This window comes from Acidovorax bellezanensis (assembly GCF_025421555.1).
Lineage (GTDB): Bacteria > Pseudomonadota > Gammaproteobacteria > Burkholderiales > Burkholderiaceae_C > Comamonas > Comamonas bellezanensis.
This window is the reverse complement of record NZ_JAODYH010000004.1, coordinates 196067-214706: the sequence shown is the minus strand read 5'-3', so window position 1 is coordinate 214706 and position 18640 is coordinate 196067. Positions and strand designations below refer to the sequence as shown.

Annotated in this window: 20 protein-coding genes and 1 pseudogene; 7 read left to right on the top strand and 14 right to left on the bottom strand. The window is 65.3% G+C overall.

Annotation, left to right across the window (positions count from 1 at the left end):
- The first annotated feature begins 105 nt into the window (after nucleotides 1-105).
- From N0K08_RS09210 to N0K08_RS09195, 4 genes are read left to right on the top strand one after another with little or no spacing between them, the layout of a single operon-like run.
- Complete coding sequence (locus N0K08_RS09210; protein WP_261499945.1) at nucleotides 106-1701, top strand: AMP-binding protein; 1596 nt, start codon at nucleotides 106-108, stop codon at nucleotides 1699-1701.
- Entirely contained in the window at nucleotides 1676-2752 is a 1077-nt protein-coding gene (locus N0K08_RS09205) for a Bug family tripartite tricarboxylate transporter substrate binding protein (RefSeq protein ID WP_261499944.1), read from the top strand. Before N0K08_RS09210 ends, N0K08_RS09205 begins: the two co-directional genes overlap by 26 nt.
- Nucleotides 2753-2761: 9 nt before the next feature.
- Nucleotides 2762-3931, top strand: a complete 1170-nt coding sequence (locus tag N0K08_RS09200; RefSeq protein ID WP_261499943.1) for a thiolase domain-containing protein — start codon at nucleotides 2762-2764, stop codon at nucleotides 3929-3931.
- Between the two features lies 1 nt (nucleotide 3932).
- Nucleotides 3933-4337 (top strand): Zn-ribbon domain-containing OB-fold protein, encoded by a 405-nt coding sequence (locus N0K08_RS09195; protein WP_408642928.1) that lies wholly within the window; start codon nucleotides 3933-3935, stop codon nucleotides 4335-4337.
- Between the two features lie 20 nt (nucleotides 4338-4357).
- Here N0K08_RS09195 and N0K08_RS09190 read toward each other — a convergent pair whose 3' ends face one another.
- Nucleotides 4358-4666, bottom strand: a complete 309-nt coding sequence (locus N0K08_RS09190) for an ArsR/SmtB family transcription factor (RefSeq protein ID WP_261499942.1) — start codon at nucleotides 4664-4666, stop codon at nucleotides 4358-4360.
- A 246-nt stretch (nucleotides 4667-4912) separates the two neighbouring features.
- Between N0K08_RS09190 and phbB the strand changes: the two are divergent.
- Nucleotides 4913-5661 (top strand): annotated as a pseudogene (gene phbB / locus N0K08_RS09185) (acetoacetyl-CoA reductase).
- A 111-nt stretch (nucleotides 5662-5772) separates the two neighbouring features.
- On the opposite strand, the gene N0K08_RS09180 reads toward phbB, so the two are convergent.
- From N0K08_RS09180 to N0K08_RS09165, 4 genes are all read right to left on the bottom strand, one after another.
- Entirely contained in the window at nucleotides 5773-6138 is a 366-nt protein-coding gene (locus N0K08_RS09180) for a hypothetical protein (RefSeq protein WP_261499941.1), read from the bottom strand.
- Nucleotides 6135-6593 (bottom strand): hypothetical protein, encoded by a 459-nt coding sequence (locus N0K08_RS09175; RefSeq protein ID WP_261499940.1) that lies wholly within the window; start codon nucleotides 6591-6593, stop codon nucleotides 6135-6137. The genes N0K08_RS09180 and N0K08_RS09175 overlap by 4 nt, the downstream gene beginning before the upstream one ends.
- 78 nt (nucleotides 6594-6671) lie before the next feature.
- Nucleotides 6672-7664 (bottom strand): Bug family tripartite tricarboxylate transporter substrate binding protein, encoded by a 993-nt coding sequence (locus N0K08_RS09170; RefSeq protein WP_261499939.1) that lies wholly within the window; start codon nucleotides 7662-7664, stop codon nucleotides 6672-6674.
- A gap of 132 nt (nucleotides 7665-7796) precedes the next feature.
- Nucleotides 7797-8855 carry a BKACE family enzyme gene (locus N0K08_RS09165; protein ID WP_261499938.1) on the bottom strand — a complete coding sequence of 353 codons (1059 nt, stop codon included), beginning with the start codon at nucleotides 8853-8855 and terminating at the stop codon, nucleotides 7797-7799.
- A gap of 176 nt (nucleotides 8856-9031) precedes the next feature.
- On the opposite strand from N0K08_RS09165, the gene N0K08_RS09160 reads away from it, so the two are divergent.
- A complete protein-coding gene (locus N0K08_RS09160; RefSeq protein ID WP_261499937.1) occupies nucleotides 9032-10069 on the top strand; it encodes an AraC family transcriptional regulator in 1038 nt (345 codons plus the stop codon).
- An 80-nt stretch (nucleotides 10070-10149) separates the two neighbouring features.
- Here N0K08_RS09160 and N0K08_RS09155 read toward each other — a convergent pair whose 3' ends face one another.
- From N0K08_RS09155 to N0K08_RS09120, 9 genes are all read right to left on the bottom strand, one after another.
- Nucleotides 10150-10461: a DUF4148 domain-containing protein gene (locus N0K08_RS09155; protein WP_261499936.1), complete on the bottom strand. Its 312-nt coding sequence runs from the start codon at nucleotides 10459-10461 to the stop codon at nucleotides 10150-10152.
- Nucleotides 10458-10631 (bottom strand): hypothetical protein, encoded by a 174-nt coding sequence (locus N0K08_RS09150; protein WP_261499935.1) that lies wholly within the window; start codon nucleotides 10629-10631, stop codon nucleotides 10458-10460. Before N0K08_RS09150 ends, N0K08_RS09155 begins: the two co-directional genes overlap by 4 nt.
- A gap of 107 nt (nucleotides 10632-10738) precedes the next feature.
- Nucleotides 10739-11134, bottom strand: coding sequence for a cyclic nucleotide-binding domain-containing protein (locus tag N0K08_RS09145; RefSeq protein WP_261499933.1), 396 nt, complete (start codon nucleotides 11132-11134; stop codon nucleotides 10739-10741).
- Nucleotides 11135-11468: 334 nt separating this feature from the next.
- Nucleotides 11469-11639: a DUF6868 family protein gene (locus N0K08_RS23295; RefSeq protein WP_408642927.1), complete on the bottom strand. Its 171-nt coding sequence runs from the start codon at nucleotides 11637-11639 to the stop codon at nucleotides 11469-11471.
- 4 nt (nucleotides 11640-11643) lie between these two features.
- Entirely contained in the window at nucleotides 11644-12801 is a 1158-nt protein-coding gene (locus N0K08_RS09140) for an ABC transporter permease (protein WP_261499931.1), read from the bottom strand.
- A 2-nt stretch (nucleotides 12802-12803) separates the two neighbouring features.
- The gene (locus tag N0K08_RS09135) at nucleotides 12804-13979 is read right to left on the bottom strand and encodes an ABC transporter permease (protein ID WP_261500482.1); all 1176 of its coding nucleotides are present in this window, start codon (nucleotides 13977-13979) and stop codon (nucleotides 12804-12806) included.
- A 2-nt stretch (nucleotides 13980-13981) separates the two neighbouring features.
- Nucleotides 13982-15022, bottom strand: a complete 1041-nt coding sequence (locus N0K08_RS09130; protein WP_261499930.1) for an HlyD family secretion protein — start codon at nucleotides 15020-15022, stop codon at nucleotides 13982-13984.
- A complete protein-coding gene (locus N0K08_RS09125; RefSeq protein ID WP_261499929.1) occupies nucleotides 15019-16437 on the bottom strand; it encodes a TolC family protein in 1419 nt (472 codons plus the stop codon). Before N0K08_RS09125 ends, N0K08_RS09130 begins: the two co-directional genes overlap by 4 nt.
- A gap of 114 nt (nucleotides 16438-16551) precedes the next feature.
- The gene (locus tag N0K08_RS09120) at nucleotides 16552-17463 is read right to left on the bottom strand and encodes a LysR family transcriptional regulator (protein ID WP_261499928.1); all 912 of its coding nucleotides are present in this window, start codon (nucleotides 17461-17463) and stop codon (nucleotides 16552-16554) included.
- A 147-nt stretch (nucleotides 17464-17610) separates the two neighbouring features.
- On the opposite strand from N0K08_RS09120, the gene N0K08_RS09115 reads away from it, so the two are divergent.
- On the top strand, nucleotides 17611-18624 hold the full coding sequence (locus N0K08_RS09115) for a YeiH family protein (protein WP_261500481.1): 1014 nt from the start codon (nucleotides 17611-17613) through the stop codon (nucleotides 18622-18624).
- Nucleotides 18625-18640 lie beyond the last annotated feature (16 nt).

Genomic DNA, 18640 nt, shown 5'->3' with positions numbered 1-18640 from the left:
AGGCCGCTATACATTGAATGCGTTATGGAAACGTTTACCTATTTGGTCATCGCTCGCCCTGGCAATTCTCAATCACTCCGACCCACCGCAAGTCGAGGAAACCACATGACTGCTGACGATTTCAAGGGCATGCCCGTCCAGGGCGCTGCGCGCATCCATCAAGGCGCCACCATGGGGCAGATCTACAACGCGGCGCTGCGCGCCCGCCCGGACGTGCCGGCGATTGTGGATGACAGGATTTCACTGAGCTATGCGGCGCTGGCGCAATTGAGCGCACGCATTGCCCGCTTGTATGGCGCGCGTGGCATGGGGCGCTCGGATACGGTCGCTTTTCTGGTCGGCAACCGCGCCGATGCCGTGGCCGCCATGATTGCCGCGCAGCTGGCCGGGCTGCGCAGCGTATCGCTGCACCCCATGGCCTCGGAGGCAGACCATGTGTTCGTGCTGCAGGAGGCCCAGGCCAAGCTGCTGGTGGTCGACAACGCCGCATTCGGCGAGCGCGCCCGCACCCTGGCGCAGGCCTGTGGCGTGCAGCTGCTGCCGCTGGATGAAGGCGAATTCGGCCCGTCCTTGATGCGCGCGGCCGCGGCCATGGATGACAGCGAAGTGGTGGTGGGCGACGACCCGACCGAAGTCATCAAGCTCGGCTTTACCGGGGGCACGACCGGTCGTTCCAAGGGGATTTTGCACACCCATCGCACGTCCGTGACCATGCTGCAGTACGCCCTGGCCACCTACGAATGGCCGCAGCGCATCCGCTATCTGGTGACGACGCCCATTTCCCATGCGGCCAGCGCGATGATCCTGCCGACGCTGATGCGCCAGGGGACCGTCTACCTGTGCAACAAGTTCAGCCCGGCCGATTTCCTGCGCCGCGTAGCGCGCGATCGCATCAATCTGGCTTTTCTGGTGCCGACGCAGATCTACGGGCTGCTCGATTGCGCCGAGCTCGATGCGGCCGACGTCTCCAGCCTGGAGTTGGTGCTGTATGGCGCCGCGCCCATCGCGCAGGTGCGGCTGGCCGATGCCTTGCGCCGTATCGGGCCGGTCTTCGGTCAACTCTACGGCCAGGCCGAAGCACCGATGTGCATCACCTATCTGAGCCGCGCCGACCACGACCTGGCGCATCCCGAGCGCCTGCGCTCCTGCGGCCGGGTCATCTTCGGCAACCAGGTACGGCTGCTGGACAAGGACTTGCAGGAAGTCGCGCCCGGCGAGGTCGGCGAGCTGTGCGTGCGCGGCCCGCTGGTGATGGAAGGCTATCTGAACCGGCCCGAGGAGAACGAAAAAGTCTTTGCGGGCGGCTGGCTGCATACCGGTGACATGGCCCGCATGGACAGCGCGGGTTATCTGTATTTGGTCGATCGCGCCAAGGACATGATTATCAGCGGCGGCTTCAATGTTTATCCCAGTGAAGTGGAAAACTGTCTGGCCCAGCATCCTGCCGTGGCATTGTCCGCCGTGATTGGTATTCCCGATCCCAAATGGGGTGAGGCGGTCGTGGCAGTGGTCGTGACCCAGCCAGGTGCCAGCGTGAAACAGGAAGAAATCATGGCCTATGTGGTGCGGGAAAAAGGGGTGGTGAACGCGCCAAAACAGGTGTTCTTTGTCACGGATCTGCCGCTGACGGCCTTGGGGAAAATCGACAGAAAAACCCTTAGAGGCCAGTATTGGAGTGATCAGTCGCGCCAGATTGCATGACCGCTGGCCGCGTATCGCGCTGCGTTTTTCCTACATATCATTTTTGCTAGAGGTAAAGCCCATGTTTCATCGTTCTGCATTCCTGATGGCCAAGGCGTCCATGGCCGCCTGTGTCGGCGCCCTGGCGCTGACCCATTTTTCCGTGCAAGCCCAAGACGCTTATCCGACCAGGCCGGTGGCTTTTGTCGTGCCGTTTGCCTCTGGCAACGTGGTGGATTTGACGGCGCGCAGCTTTGCAAAACACATGGGTGACTCCCTGGGGCAAGCGCTGGTTGTCGAAAACAAACCCGGTGCTTATGCCAGCATAGGAACGACCTTGGTGGCGCGGGCCAAGCCGGATGGTTACACCATGATGATAGGCACGAATGTGACGCATTCGATGAACCCGCAGATCATGAAATCCATTCGCTATGACCCCATCAAGGATTTTGAAGCGGTGGCGGTGCTGGGCGTCAACGGAAATGTGCTGCTGGTGAACAAGAATTCACCGTTCAACAGCTTTGCCGACTTCATCAAATACGGCAAAGAGCATCCAGGCAAGCTCAATCACGCGGCGAGTATTGGCAGCTCCGCGCATCTGGCGGCTGAATTGCTCAAGCAGGAAGTCAAGGGCCTGGATTACAACCTGATTCCTTACAACAGCGGGGCACTCGAGGCGATATTGGGCGGTCATGTGGATTTCGTGATTACCAATATCGGCACTGCCATCGGGCAAATCCAGGCCGGCAAGGTCAAGGTATTGGCAGTCACCACCAAGGAGCGGTTTGCGCGCTTGCCGAATGTGCCGACCGTCTCCGAGTCGGGTGTGCCGGGTTTCGAGGTGCTGGGCTGGATGGGCGTGTTCATGCCCAAGGGAACGCCGGCGTCTGTCGTCAAGCGCATCAACGAAGAAATCAACAAGGCCCAGAAAAACCCGGAATTGCGCAAGACCATGGACGGCGCGGAAGTCATTCTCCTGGAGCGCACGCCGGAACAGACCGCCGCCTATGTGAAGGAAGAATACGAGCGCTGGGGCAAGGTCATCCGCGCAGCCAATATCAAGGTGGACTGAGGATTGGCGATGACGAATTCAGCCTCAGCCTACCTCTGCGGGATTCACGAACACCCGACCCGCCACGCGCCCGACAAGTCCACGGCCCAGCTGCACGCCGAGTGCGCGCTGGGGGCGCTGGCCGATGCGGGCCTGTCGCTCTCGGACGTGGATGGCTACTTCTGCGCTGGTGACGCTCCGGGCGGCGCGCCCATCTGGATGACGGACTATCTCAACCTGCGGCTGAGCTGGATGGAAGGGACAGATCTGGGCGGGTGCTCGTACATTGCCCATGTGGGCCATGCCGCCGCCGCCATCCTGGCGGGGAAATGCTCGGTGGCGCTGATCACCATGGCCGGGCGGCCGCGCAGCATGGGGCCGTCGATCAGCCTCAAGCCGCGCGCCATGAGCCCGGAGCGGCCCGAGGCCGCCTGGGACGGCCCGCACCAGTCGACCATGGCCACCCTGTTCGGCATGATGGCTCAGCGCCACATGCACGAGTGGGGCACGACTTCGGCGCAGCTTGCGGCTGTCAAGGTCGCGGCCGCCCACCACGCGCAATACAACCCCCATGCCTTGCTGCGCAAACCGGTGTCGGTGGAGGACGTCCTGGCTTCGGGCGTGATCGCCGATCCGCTGCACAAGATGGATATGTGCGTGGTCACCGACGGCGGCGGCGCGGTGGTGCTGACCAATGCGTCCATCGCCCGCTCCCTGGGAAGGCCGCCCGTGAAAGTGCTGGCCAGCGCCGAGACCATACACACCAACCATGGCGGTGCCTTCGACGCCTTTCAGATGGGCGCCCTGGTGACCGGCCCGAAAGTGTTCGGGCAGGCCGGGCTCACGCCGCAGGACATCCAATATGCGTCGATCTACGATGCCTGCACCATGATGGTGATTACCCAACTGGAGCAACTGGGGTTTTGCAAGCCCGGGCAGGGCGGTGGCTTCGTCGCCGAAGGCAATCTCATCGCGGGCCGCGGCCAGCTGCCCTGGAACACCGATGGTGGCGGCCTGTGCAACAACCACCCGTCCAACCGCGGCGGCATCACCAAGGTGATCGAGGCCGTGCGCCAGCTGCGGGGCGAGGCGCACCCGGCGGTGCAGGTGCCCGATTGCGCACTGGCGCTGGTCACCGGCCCCGGCATGCCGGTGGGCATGGGCTTCAACTACGCTTCCCTGATCCTGGAAAGAGACTGACATGATGAGCGCAGAAGACCTCAAGGCCGACCCCTATGTCGCAGCCCAGCCCGAAAGCCTGCCGTTCTGGCTGGCTGCCGAGCGCGGCGAGTTCCTGGGCAAGCGCTGCATGGACTGCGCAAAGTTCCACTGGTATCCGCGCTGCCTGTGTCCGTTCTGCGGCAGCGGCCGGACCGAGTGGACGCCGCTGAGCGGCAAGGGACGGCTGTACGCCTTCTCGACATTGCGGCGTGCGCAGCCGCCTTACACCGTCGCCTATGTCGAGTTGGCGGAGGGGCCGCGCATGATGACCCGCATGGTCGATGTCGATCCCGCGTTGCTGCGCATAGCCATGCAGGTCCAGGTCGCATTCGAGCGCACCGGGGACGGGCGAAAAATACCGGTGTTCCGTGTGGCGGCGGATTGAGCCTGCTGGCTGCGCCGGCCCTAGTTCTGGTCGATGGCGATCTGCACGCAGATCGTGCGGCACATGTGCACCACCTTGTCGTTGGTGATGAAGTAGTAGATGTTCACGCCCTCACGCCGGCGCCCCAGGATGCCGGCCTGGTACAGGGTGTTGAGGTGCTGGGACATATTGGGCTGCGTGGTTTCGATCTCGGCGCGCAGCTCCGACACATTCTTTTCCCCATTGCACAGCGCGCTGATGATTTTCAGCCGCATGGGCGCAGCCATGGCCTTGAAGAGCTCGGCGGCGCTTTCAAAGACACGGTCATCTTCAAGATCTGGCGATGTCATTTTGCAAACCTACTTCTGGGCAAACGAGTAAGGACCTGGCGGTGCGGCATGGCCGGTCAGGCCAGGCACAGCCCTGGGAAGTCTATAGGAAACCGCGGCGGCGACCCGGGAGGCCTTGTGCCCGTGCCTGTCCTACTGCGGGTCGAGCGCCGCGGGAGTGAGCGGACTTGGCAGCGCGGCGGAGAATGACTTCGCAGCGGCGCCTGTGATGGCGAGCGATCAGAGCATGTCTTGAAGGGATTTTCCATGACAACGACGCAACGCATTGCCGTGGTCACCGGCGGCACGGGGGGCTGGGGGAAGCGACTTGCAGGCGGCTGGCCGATGATGGTTTTGCCGTCGTCTCCATGCATTCACCGGGCAACCGGCATGTCGCCGCCTGGCTGCAGGCGCAGCAACTGCTGGGCTACCGCTTCACGGCGGTCGAGGTGGATGTCGCCAATTTTGATGCCTGCGCCATGGCCGTGGAGTCCGTGCGGCGCCAGTACGGGCCGATCTCCGTGCTGGTGAACAACGCCGGCATCGCCCTCGATGCGAGCTTCCGCAAAATGACGCCGGCCATGTGGAGCAGCGTTCTGCGCACCAACCTCGATTCCATGTTCAATATGACCAAGCAGGTCATCGACGACATGCTATTGCTGGGCTGGGGGCGCATCATCAACATCTCGTCCGTGAACGGCCAGCGCGGCGCTTTTGGCCAAGCCAACTACGCGGCCTCGAAAGCGGGAATTCACGGCTTCACCAAGTCCTTGGCGATAGAGTTTTCCGACAGGCACATCACGGTCAATACCGTCTCCCCCGGTTACTTGAAAACGCGCATGACGGAAATGCTGCCGCCCCATGTGATGCAGGACCGCATTCTTCCCGAGATTCCGGTCGGCCGGCTGGGCGATCCGGCGGAGGTCGCGGAAATGGTCGCTTACCTCGCGTCGGAGCGCGCCGGCTTTGTCACGGGGGCCAATCTGGCTATCAATGGCGGTCAGCATATGTGCTGACTGCGCCGTCCTGCCTGCAGCGGGCCGCGCACTGCCACCATGGCGCGCGCCCCTGGCCTGCGGTGGGTGTGCCGAAATTGCGGTCGTCTGCGGCCCCACGGATGGCCAGGCTTAGGCCAGCTGTCGTGCGCGCTGGCCTATGGCGCCCAGCAAGGCCAGCGCCCGGTGGGCCGCCTGCGCGCCGCCATCGATGTCGCCGCGCACGAACAGGGGGCGCAGCTCCTCGATTTCTTCCAGCTGGTCGATCAGCGCGGGTTCGGCCAGCTTGTATTTGCGCAGCACGCTGACCATGGTCATGGAGGCATGGACCATGTCTTCGGCGGCCGTGCTGATGCCGGTTCGGTGCAGGATGAAGTTCACCCAGTGCGTGCCTGCCAGCATGGCGGCTTCGATGCGGATTTCCCAATCGGCGTCCGTGAGCTTGGCCAGCGACTGTTCAATGCGCTCTGCTTTGGCGCGGTGATTTTCTGGGGTCATGGAAGTCTTTCTTCACGCACCAGGGCGCGGTAGACGGCGATGGCCTGGGCCATGGCGCGGTTGCACTCCTCGACAATCGCGGGCGTCGGCGTGCGGTCTGCGCGCAGGCAAGGGTCGCGATGCTCTTCCAGGGAATGCAAGGCGGCTTCCAGGCGCTTGATGGGTTCGGGCATGTCGCCGGGAATGGCGGGCCAGCCCACATGGCTCACATCGCCCGGGCCGCGCAGTTCGCGACGAAAGCTGCCGTCGGCTTGCGGCACGACGTGCACGCCGGGAATGGTGGAAAAGGCGCGGTCTTCGCTGGTCAGTTGGCAGGCGTGCAGCGAGGCGTTCCAGATATTGGTGCCGGTCGTCAGACAGGTCCAGTACCAGAGCTCGAAATCCTGCAGGGGGTCGAGCCGCTCGCGCAGCTGCAGCAGGCGGCCGATCTTTTCGGCGTGGGAAGTGATCTTCATGATTTTGATAGGTGGCTGGTGCCCATGACGAAGGCCGCCGACAGCCTATGGCTGGGGCGGCCCTGGCGTGGAAGGCGCTTACTCCGGCTTGATGTTGCCGTCGACGATCACCTTGCGCCAGGTGGCCAGGTCGTCGTTGATCGTTTTCACGAACACCTGGCGGCTCACGGCGGGCGCCGGCGGCACGTTCGCCTGGCGCAGGGCTTCGACGAACGCGGGTTTCACCACTTCCGCATTGATGGCCGCATGCAGGCGTTCCAGGATGGGCTGGGGTGTGTTCTTGGGCGCGAAAACACCTTGCCACCCCGTGGGCGTGAAGGGATAGCCCTGCTCGGTGAACAGTTTGACATCGGGCAGTTTGGGGCTGCGCACGGTACCGGTCAGCGCGATGCCGCGCAGCTTGCCCTGGGCGATGAAGCCCAGCGGCGAGACGACGTCCACCCAGCCTATGGGCAGCAGGCCGGAGACGATGTCCGTCAGCAGCGCAGGCGCGGTCTTGTAGGCTACATGGTCGATGTTCAGGCCTTCGCGCTGCTTGAGCCATTCCATGGACAGGTGGCCGTTCGAGCCTACGCCCCAGGATCCATACGACTGGTACTTCTGGGGCTCCTTGCGGATCAAGGCCACCAGCTCCGGCAGCGTTTTCGCCGGCACGGAAGAGTGCACGACCAGCATCACGCCGCCCACGGCGGACAGGGCCACAGGCTCCAGGTCGCGCAGGGTCTTGATCGGCAGGGCGGGGTTGAGCGCTTCGGCCAGCACCATGGACGAGGCCGTGCTGTGCAGAATCGTATAGCCGTCCGCTGGCGCGCTCTTGACCGCGGCCGAGCCAATCAGACCATTCGCGCCAGGGCGGTTGTCGATGATGAAGGGCTGGCCCAGCGTCTCCTGCAGGCGCGTATAGAGTTGCCGCGCCATGGTGTCCAGAATGGCGCCGGCGCCGCCGGGCACGATCACTTTCACGGGGCGTGACGGCCAGTTCTTGCTGTCTTCGGCCGCCCCTGCAAAACCGCTGACCAGCGATGCGGCAGCACCAAGAATGATTTCTCTGCGGTTGAAGGATGTCGTCATTTTTGTAATCCTTGATCTATGTTTCCGTGCGCAATGGGGTGTTGGCACGGTTGTCTCCGGGCGTATCTGTCGGACTGCGGCCCCCGGCGTGAAAATCGGTGTTCCACGCGGAGGGCCGCGGCCCCCGCAGCTTCAATCGGGTTTACGCAGAAAGCCCTGGTTGCCGCCCTTGCGGTTGGGCGCGAAGCCGTTCTTGGCCAATGTTTCGTCGGCGGTTTCGTAGAAGGTGTCCAGTTGCAGGATGTCGCGGGCCTGCTGGGCGGTGGCGATGGGGCGGCCGAATTCGCCGGCGATGCGCACCAGCTGCTTGATCTGCTCGACCGAGCTCATCTTGCCCGTGCGCTGCTGGTTCCACAGCACGTCTTCGATGCCGCAGCGCACATGCAGGCCCAGGGCCATGCCTATCATGTTGATGGGCAGCACGTTGAGCACCGAGCTTTCCACCGTGATCACGGCGTTGTCGGGCGCGGCGCGCAGGAAGTTGGCCAGGTTGTAGATGTTGGCCTGGTCCATGCCGCCGCTGATGGCCACCCAGTTCATGACCAGCGGGCCCTTGTAGACGCCGCGGCGGATCATGCGCTCAATGGTTTCGAAGCTGTTGATGTTGTAGCACTGGAACGCGCTCTGGATGCCGGCGGCGGACAGGCGGCGCACATGCTCCTCGGCCCAGCTGGGGTTCGAGGGGACGATCATGTCCTTGTAGGTGTTGTACAGATGGGGGAAGCCGCGCGACACGCCGCGGAAGTCGTCTTCGCCCGCGTGCTCGGTGACGTTCATCTGCGTGGTGTTGACGGTCACCGTCACCTGGTCGGGCTTGGGAGTGAGTTCGGCCAGCATGTGGCGCGTGTCGTCCGACAGCCATTTGGCGGCCGAGCCGTCGTCTTCAGGTGCGAAGCTGATCGAGCCGCCGACCTGGATGACCATTTCCGGCACGCGGGCACGGACGCCGGCGATCAACTCGTTGAACATGGACAGGCGCTTGCTGCCCTTGCCGTCGGCTTCGCGCACATGCAGGTGCAGCACGGTGGCGCCGGCTTCGTAGCAATCCACGGCCTTCTGGATCTGTTCTTCCATGGTGACGGGGATGTCTTCAGGGAAGTCCGAGGGGATCCAGCCCGGCGCATAGGGTGCGGCGGTGATGATCAGGGGCTGCTGGTTTTCAGGATAGAGGTGGCCGTCGAGGAAGTTCATGGTGAGTTGCTCCGTGGTGGATTGCGAACGTCAAGAGTTCTTGGCACCAGTGTCTGGCGTCACGGCTGGATTCACTTGCTTTATTGGGACGTAGAATTGCTCATTTGGGTCAATTTCGGCGCGCGCGGGTCCTCAGTGCGCTCCCATGGGCTGCAACCGAATACAAGGGCCGGGGCATGAAAAATCTTTCTTTGCTGGTGCGCAGCGGCAGCCTGAACGGCTATGTCGAGCTGGTGAAGTCGCTGGACAGGGACCCTTATGCGTTCATGCGCACCGTGGGGCTGCAGCCGAAATTCCTGGAAGATCCCGAGGCGCTGATCCCTCGGGATGCCGTGCGCGAGCTGCTGGAGATCACCGCCCGCGCCACGCACACCGAAGACCTGGCGCTGCGTCTGGCCGCCCAGCGCAAGCTCTCCGCCCTCGGCCCCATCAGTCTGGTGCTGCGGGAGGCTCCCACGCCGCGCGACGCGCTCGATACGCTGTGCCGCTACCTGAAGCTGGTGAATGCTTCGCTGATCCTGCATGTGGAAGACACGGGCAGCGTGGTCATCATCCGCGAAGAGCTGCTGCCCACGCCCGGGCTGCAGATCCGGCAGTCGGTGGAGCTTGCCGTGGGCGGCATGTTCCACATGCTCAGCGAATTGATAGGATCGCACTGGCAACCGCTGGAAGTCTGCTTCACCCACCGCCCCCCGCAGGACGTCAGCGCGCACCGGGCGTTTTTCCGGCGCAGCGTCAAGTTCAACCAGGAGTTCAACGGCCTGGTCTGCCGGGCCAGCGACCTGGCCCAGCCACGCGCACTCGGCGACCAGGTGGCCGCGGGCTTTGCGCGCAAGTACCTGGAAGCGGCCCTCATGGACCGCAGCGACAGCGTGCAGGAAACCTGCCGCCAGATCATGCTCGCGCTGCTGCCCAGCGGAGCCTGCACGGCGACGGAGTTGGCGCGCTTTCTGCACATCGACCGGCGCACGCTGCACCGCCGGCTCGATGCCGAGGGGCTGACTTTCAGCCAGCTGCTCGACGAAGTGCGCTCGGATCTGGTCAAGCGCCATTTGCGCGAGAGCGATAGGCCGCTGAGCGAAGTCGCCGAACTGCTGGGCTTTTCCCGGCCCAGCAGCTTCAGCCACTGGTTTCAGGGTCTTTTCGGCTGCAGCGCTTCGCAGTGGCGCAAACAGGCTGTGCACATGGCGGCTTTGGGTGCCCATGGAGTCTAGGGCCTGCTGCCCGTGGGCTGATACGGCGCTGGGAAGATCCTGGCGAGCGCAGGTGGGCGGAGGATTTGCCTGCCTGGGGCTTATTGCGCCGCACCGCCCAGGCGGCTCACTTCCGCCTGGTATTCAGGGCCGCTGCGCAGTTTCTGGTACTCGGCCATGCGCTGTTCGTAGGCGGGATCGGCGCTGCCGTATTCGCCCAGGGTGTAGAAGTTCATTCCGGCGCGGTTCCACAGTGCCAGATCGGCCAGCACTTCGGCGCGCGACAGCCCAGGGCCTGTCACCACGGGCTCGGCGCCGAACCAGACTTCCGGTGACTGGTTGTCGGCGGAGGCGATGCCGGAAAAGGAAGCGGCTGCGATGGCGGCAATGGCGATGATGTTCTTGGTGTTCATGGCAGTTCTTTCTTCAAAGTCCTGCATTGCGAGCTTGCATTCTGCAGGCGGTTGAAGTTTCCGCTTCTGTCGCGGCGCTGTATATGCGACGATGCACAGTTTTGCGCAAAAAACGCTGCTGCAACGCTTTCCTGGGTGGCTTGGGCGATCAAGGCCTGCAAGTCATGCATGGAGGTCACCCACAGAATGTGCGGGCCTTCCTTGCGCAGCAGCCCGCGCTTGGTGAGCGCACTGATCTCCCGGGCCACCTGCCCCCGGTTGGTGCTGATTTTGCTGGTCAGGGCCGCGTGTTTGCCACCAGGGACTCGTTCGCCATGGGCTGCATGAAGCGCTCGCCGGTGAGGCTGGCCAATTGCGAGGACTCCAGGGCGAGGACATCGGCCGAACGGATCTGGCCATCCATGGCCGAGAGATCGCCAAAGTGTTCGCCCTGCAGATAATCCCGGAAGGAGACTTCGCGTCCGTGGGCCGAATAGCTGGTGATGCGTACACGGCCCGTGAGCAGAAAGAAGACGTCGTTGCCGGTCGATGAGCGCGCGAACACCGGCGTCTTGGCATCAACATGGCGCCACTCGCAGGCTGCAGCGATGCGCTCCAGGCAAGCGTGGTCCAAGCCCTCGAAAAGTGGGATCTGGCGCAAGGCCAAGCTGGAACGGAAGGTGGAAGAGGGCATGGAAAGCGCAGGCGCGGAAATGGAGCCCGCGGCCACTATGGACAGGCATGCTCGGGCTTGCCGGTGCGCGGGCGCTCCCAGCCCCTGGACGTCTTTCATGTCGTGTGCCCGGCGGAGCACTGGGTGGCGCTGATGCCGGCGTGAGGCGAGCGGCGCCGGGGCACCCGTTTTTAGCCGCTAAAAAATCCATGCTGCCCGGATCTGGCGCGCTTTTGCCCGTCGACCAACGCCGCAGCAGGCCTGAGCCGCGCGCCGTCAGGCGAAGAAGGCGCGGCACGAGGTTGAGCATCTTTTCCGCGCATTCCCCCTGCCAGGCGAGGTGGCCTAGCGGAGGCTATTGGATTTTGCAGCCGACTTTCGCGCATGCTCTTTTCATACAGAGAATGCCCAGCTTGTAGACCGACATGCCGGCGTAGTGGATGCCGTCGAAGCCTGTGTCCGAGAGCTCGAACCATCGTCCGTGCAGCTTTCGCATCCAGGCATGGGCGAACCGCCCGGCCCCCATGGCGCTATTCCCGCGAGGGCAGTCCATTGGCCTGGCGGCGTGTCCCCAGCCACACAACGCCCAGCCAGCTGGCCAAGGCCATGCTCGCCAACCAGGCGATGGGTTGCAGCGCGGCCTGCACCGGCGCGCCCAGCTGGTTCAATTGCAGCGAGGCCTTGATGCCCGCGGTGCTGGGCGAGAGCCAGCGCAGCCATTGCAGGGCTTCGGGCAGGGCTTCGACGGGCCAGGTGAAGCCCGCGAGAAAGGCCAGCGGCAGCGAGGTGAACAGCACCACCTGCAGCGCCCGCTCGCGGTTGGCGATCCACCAGCCCAGCAGCGCGGCACAGCCGGCGACCGCGGGCACGAAGACGGCCAGCAGCAACAAGGCCCCGGCCGGGTTGCCGCCGTGCGGGTAGTCCTGCCAGATGAAAATCCAGCCGAAATAGAACAAGCCGGCCAGCCAGCCGGGTACGCACAGGGCCAGCAGGCGCGCCAGCCAGTGGCTGGCGCTGGCATGGGCCAGGCCTTGTTCGCGCCAGGTGCCCACCACCAGGGCCCCGCCCATCAGCAGGGTCTGCTGCAGGATCAGAATGGCCACGGCCGCGACCACAAAGCTGCCATAGCCTTCGGTGGGGTTGAACAGCGCCACGGCCTGCAGATTGACCGGCGCGCGGCTGTCCGCGGCCTGCAGGGCGCTTTGGCCCTTGGCCGTCAGGCGCTTGATTTCAATGCCGGCCGATACCGTGCCGAAGGCCTCGGCAAAGCCGTACTGCACCTGCTTGCTGACCAGCGGATAGGCGCCGTTGGCATACACCGGCACGACCACATGGCTGCTGCGCAGCACATCGCGCTTGAGGTCCTGCGGGATCAGCGCATAGCCCATGACATCGCCGCGCAGCAGGGCCTGGCGGGCCTCGGACTCATCGCCCGTCACCAGCTGCACCGCGATGCGCGGGCTGGCCTGGGCAAAGCGCAGCATCTGCCGCGCCAGGCTGGAGTTGTCCTCGACCACGACCGCGACCGGCACGCGCTGCACCACCTGCGAGCTGTAGAACCAGGGGTAGAAAAAGCCATACAGCAAGGGCGCGCCGCACAGCAGCAGCACGGCGCCCTTGTCGCGCAGCAAGGCCGACAAGCTGTCGCGCCACAGGCGCCAGAATCCAAGGGGCGGCGTATTGCTCATGTTCAGCGCGCGCCCCATTTTTCGGGGTGCTTGAGGCCGCGCAGCAGGCCGGCCGTGCTCACGGCCAGCAGCACCAGCGTGGCCAGCAGCAGGCCGCAGACCACGGGCAGCGAGTGCGCGATCGGCGCGCCCATCTGCCACTGCTCCAGTTGCAGGCGGGCGTAGTGGGTGTAGGGCATGGATTCGGCCCAGTCGCGCGCGCCCGTGCCCATGGCCAGCAAGGGGAAGCTCACGCCGCTGAAAGCGAAGGCCGGCGCCGACAGCAGGCCCGCGCCCGACAAGGCCGTGCGCAGCGACAGCGTGACCGCGGCCAGCGCCGCGCCCATGGCCAGACTGAGCAGTACCAGGGCCGCCAGGGCCACGGAAATCCAGGCCATGCTGCCGGCCACGGTCCAGCCGCGCACTTCGGCCAGGTACAGCAGGCAGGCCTGGGCGCTGGCCCACAGCAGCGCGGCGGGCAGCAGCAGCTTGCCAGCCAGGGCGCCCAGCACCTGCAGCGCGCCCGCCGGCCGGCCCGCGGGCCGCAGCCACTGGCCTACGCTGCGGTCGCGCAGCTCGCGGCCCACGGACCAGGCGCCGGCGGTCATGGCCAGCACATGCAGCAGCGCCGGCACCAGCGCGGCCGTGAGGAATTGCTCGTAATTGGTGGAGACATTGAACAAGGCCAGCAACTGCGTGCGGATCGGCTCCATGCGCACTTGCAGCGCCTGCTGCGGATCGCCGCGTTTGGCGCGGGCCTGCATTTCCACGCCCGCCGAGAGCGTGCCCACCACCTGTTTCAGGTCGCGTTGCAGCAAGCTGGACGCCGTGCCCAGCTGGGCGTTGTGCAGCAGGGTCACGGTGGCGCTGCCGCCGCGCTTGACGTCGCGCATCGTGTCGGCCGGGATGTGGACCACGCCGTAGACTTCCATGCGCTGCAGGGCATGGGCTGCTTCCTGGGCGTTCTGCACCGCGGCGCGCACTTCCAGCCCGGGAGTGGCCTGCAGCATGCGTTCGAGCTGGCGCGACAGCGCGGAGTGGTCTTCATTCCAGACAGCGATCGGCAGCCGGTAGGGCTGGCCGGAGGAAAAAATCCAGCACAGCAGCGCCATGGCCAGCAGCGGCACCCAGCTCACCATGGCCGCATCCCAGGGGCGCGCGCGCAGCAGCTGCCACTCGCGGCGCAGGCTGCGCAGCATGCTCACGCGCCGCCTTCCAGGATCACCGACATGCCGGGGCGGGCCCCTTCTATGGGCTGGACGGGGCGCGCGCGCACTTCGAACGTGCGCGCATCAAAGCCCTGGCTGCCGCGCGTGGCGCGCCAGGTGGCGAAGTCGGGCAGCACGCCCAGGTAATGCACTTCGAATTCGGCACTGCGGCCCAGCGCAGGCAGGCGGGCGGTGAACTTGCTGCCCACGGCAAAGCGCTGCAGGAAATCCTCGCGCACATTCAGCACCACCCACTGGTCTTGCAGGTTCACCACGCTGACCACGGACACGCCCGCGGGCGACAGCTCACCCACCTTGGCCAGGATATTGGCGACTTCGCCGCCGACGGGGCTGCGCAATTGGGTTTCGGCTTCGGCCGCGCGGGCTTCGGCGATCACGCCATCCACCTGGCGCACCTGGGCCTCGGCCGCGGTCTTGTCCTCGGGTCTGGCGCCGCTGGCGACCATGTCGTACTGGGCACGGGCCGCCTGGGCCTGCGCGGCGGACGCGCGCCAGTTGGTCTGGGCTTCGTCGCGCTTCTGGGCCGCCACCAGGCCCTGGTTGAACAGGCTTTGCACCCGGTCATACGAGGTCTTGGCCAGCTCGGCTGCCGCCTGGGCGCGCTGCCAGTTCTGCTTGGCCATCTCCACTTCCTGCGGGCGCGCGCCGTTCTGGGCTTTTTGCGCCACCGCCTGGGCCGCGGCCTTGGCCGCCTCGGCCTGGGCCAGCTTGGCCTGCACTTCGGGGCTGTCCATTTCGATCAGCAGATCGCCTGCCTGGATTTTCTGGCCTTCGCGCACATGCACCTTGCTGATGCGGGCCGTGACCTTGGGGGCAATGTCGACTTCACGGGCTTCCATCTGCCCCTGGAAATACGGGGCCGGCGGCTGCGCGCCTTTCCAGAAGCCCCAGACGATGAACAGCAGCACGGCCGCCGCGACCACCAGGGCCAGCCATGTGCCCAGGCGCGCAGGACGGGCGGGCGGTGGGGTGGGAGAGACAGCGGGAGTGGAAGGAGGCAGGGGCGTATTCATGGAGCGTCAGCGGTGATTTGGATGTCGGCACGGGCCATGTATTGGGTGAATTGCTCGGTCTGGCCCGTGCTTTCCAGCAGGGCGGCCAGTGACTGCACATACTGGTGGGCGGAGGAGGCGCGTTCGGTCTGCACCTTGACCAGATTGAGCTGGGCATCGATGAGATCCAGCGTGGTGCTGGTGCCTTCCTTGAGGCCGGCGGTGCGCAGGCGCAGCAGCTCACGCGCCAGGTCTTCCTGGGCCTGGCCGGACAGGTACTGGTTGCGGGCTTCCTCGACCGCGAGCCAGTTCTTTTCGACCAGCAGGGCGATGTCCGAGCGCACCTGGGCATCGGTCAGCTTCGCCTGGTCCACGCTGCGCTGGCCGGCCGCGGCGAGTTTGTCACGGTCTATGCTGTCCCACAGCGTCCAGCGCACGGCCATGCCGGCGACCCAGTTGGGTTTGCCGGTGTTGTTGACTTCGCGCAGCCCGAAGGCCAGGACCTGGGGTTTGCGCAGCGCTTCAGAGGCCGCATGCAGCGACTGCGCCTGCAACTGCTTGGCCGCGACCTTGGACAGGCCCGGGTGGTGCTGCTGTGCCGCCTCCATGAACAAGGCCAGATCCGGCAGCGGCTGGCTGCTGACGAACAAGGCCGAACTGGGCTGTATGTCGGCCGTGGCGTGCACGGTGCGCGCCAGCGCGCTGCGGGCCAGGCGGGCGGTGTCGCGTGCCTTGAGCCACTGCTGGTTGGCATCGGCCAGCGCCGCGCCGGCCTGCAGGCGCTCGACGCGGGCGATCACGCCGGCCTGCAGCATGCGCTGGGCGGCGTCATCGTGGGCGCGCACGCCTTCGAGCGCGCGCAGGCGCAGCGCGGCGGCACGCTCGGCCAGCTGCGTGCTGAAGTAGCGCTGCACCAGCAAGGTGTTGAGCTTGTCGGCGTCGGTGGCCGCATTCGCCAGGGCCTCGTCGGCCAGACCGTCGAGCTCGCCGCGCACCGCATCCGACAATCCGCCCATGTACACCGGCCATACGGCGGAAAGATGGGCCGAGGTCACCGTATCCTTGCGCTGCAGGTTGTAGTTGCTGGGCAGCGAGGGCAGGCTGGAGATGATGCCGCCGATCGGCGGCGGCAACTGGCCTACGGCGCCGGCCAGCGCACGACGGGCCGGGTCCAGGTCGATATCGGCATTGGCCGCATAACGAAACGCCAGGCCGGTGACGGCCAGGGACGGCCCGCCCAGGCCTTGCATGCCTTCGCGGCGCAAGCGCGCGCTGTCCACAGCCATGCGTGATGCCGCCAACTGGTCGGAGTACTGCAGCAGCGCCGCATGGGCTTGCGCGAAGCTCAGACCTGCAACGCCCTCGGCGGCCTGCAAGGGCGAGTGCAGGACAAACAGGCAAAGAAGCCATCGGCGCGCGGGAAAGTGGAAGGTCATCGGCTGGTGGTGAGAAAACGTGCGCAAGCACCTCGGGCAATGATCAGGACGAGGATTCGTCCCCAGAGGGTACAGGGACCTCTGGGGTATGCCAAGCATTCAATGGCGGCCGCGCTAGCCGGTGGCGCTGCAATGCGCCAGAAAATCCGTGGCCGCACGGCCCAGTTTTTTCTCGCGGTGCAGCACGATGGCCAGCTTGCGGTAGGCCTTGGGCAGCTGGGTTTGCAGTTCGACCAGGTGGCCGTCGGCCACGCTTTGCTCCACGGCGTAGCGCGACAGACAGCCCAGGGCGTCGCCGGCCGCGACCACGCGCTTGATGGCTTCGTTGCTGCCCAGCTCGAAGCCTATGCGCACCTGCTCCAGGTTCTTGAGCAGCCATTCGTCCGCGGTCTGGCGGGTGCCCGAGCCGTGCTCGCGCAGCACCCAGGTGGCCTGGGCCAGTTGTTCGGCCGTGGCGCATTGGTGGGCCAGCGGGTGCCGGGGCGCCGCCAGTATCACCATCTCGTCGTCGCGCCAGGGCTGGGTCAGCAGGTCGGAATGCGTCTGCGAGCCTTCCACGAAGCCCAGGTCCACGTCCAGCGCGGCGACGGCATCGATGACTTCGCTGGTATTGCCAATGCGCAGCTGGATCTTGCTTTGCGGGTGCAACTGCGTCCAGCGCGAGACCAGGCTGGGCAGCAGGTATTCGCCGATGGTGAAGCTGGCCGCCACGCGCAGCGGCGCGGCGTGCGCGTCGGTGAACAAGTCCTGCATCTGGGCCGCCTGATCGACCAGGGCCTGGGCCTTGGGCAACAGGGCGCGACCGTTCTCGTTGAGCTGCAAGCGCCGGCCTATGCGGTCGAACAGCTCGACGCCCAGCGCGGTTTCGAGTTCGGCCAGCGACGTGCTGGCTGCGGATTGCGAGCGCGCGATGCGATCGGCCGCCGCGCGTGTGCTGCCGCCGCGCGCCGTGGCCAGAAAGACTTCCAGTTGACGCAGGTTCAGGCGCAGGCGCTGGAAGGCTTGCTGATTGGTTTTATCGATCATTGTTAGCTGAATTATGTGCTTTTTTCCTTTATGACTTTTTCGTACTATCAAATGCATAGAGGGACCAGCCCTCCCATGCGCTCTTGCGCCACTGTTTCAAAGAGATTCGCCGTGTCCCATTCCTTGTCCCCCCAGTCCGTTGCGGACATGCCTCCCTCCGGCTTGTTCCAGCGCCTGCTGTACCTGTTTCCTGGCGTCGGCCTGTCGGGCGTGATTGCGATGGCGGCCACGCTGGTGGCCACCTTGCATGGCGGACCCCAGCTGCTGTATGCACTGTTCTTCGGCGTGGCGTTCCACTTCCTGAGCTACGACGCCAAGATCAAGCCCGGCATCGAGTTCTGTTCGCGCGCGGTTCTGCGCCTGGGCGTGGGCCTGCTGGGCGCGCGCATCACGGCCAGCCAGATCATGGGCCTGGGCTGGAGCACGGCGGCCATCGTCATTGCCGCCGTCGTGACCACGCTGCTGTGCGGGGTCTTCCTGGGCCGTGCGCTGGGCCTGAACCGCGCGCAATCCGTGCTGTCGGGCGGTGCGGTGGCGATTTGCGGTGCGTCGGCGGCGCTGGCGATTTCGGCGGTGTTGCCGCGCAACAAGGACAGCGAACGCTTCACGCTGATGGTGGTGGTGACGGTGACCGTGCTGTCCACCCTGGCCATGGTGATTTATCCGTTGATCGCGCGTCTGCTGCACCTGCCGCCCGAGCTGGCCGGCCTGTTCCTGGGCGGCACCATCCACGACGTGGCCCAGGTCGTGGGGGCAGGGTTCATGCTGAACCAGGAAACCGGCGACTACGCCACCATCGTCAAGCTGTTCCGCGTGTCCATGCTGGCCGTGGTCGTGATCGTGGTCTCCAGCCTGTTCAAGCGCCAGCGCGAAGAAAGCGGTGACGCCGCCGCGGGCAAGAAGCAGGCCTTGGTGCCCTGGTTCCTGTGGGTGTTCGTGGCCCTGGTGGTCATCAACTCCGTGGGCGCCGTGCCGGCCATGGTGCAGACGGGCCTGAGCGATATTTCGCGTGGCTGCCTGGTCATCGCCATCGCCGCGCTGGGCATGAAGACTTCGTTCCGGCAACTGGCCCGTGCGGGCTGGAGGCCTTTTGCGCTGCTGCTGGTCGAAACGCTGTGGATGGCTGGCTTTGTACTGGCGGCGATTCTTTTGCGCCCGTGAGCCGTTTCTCGTTGTC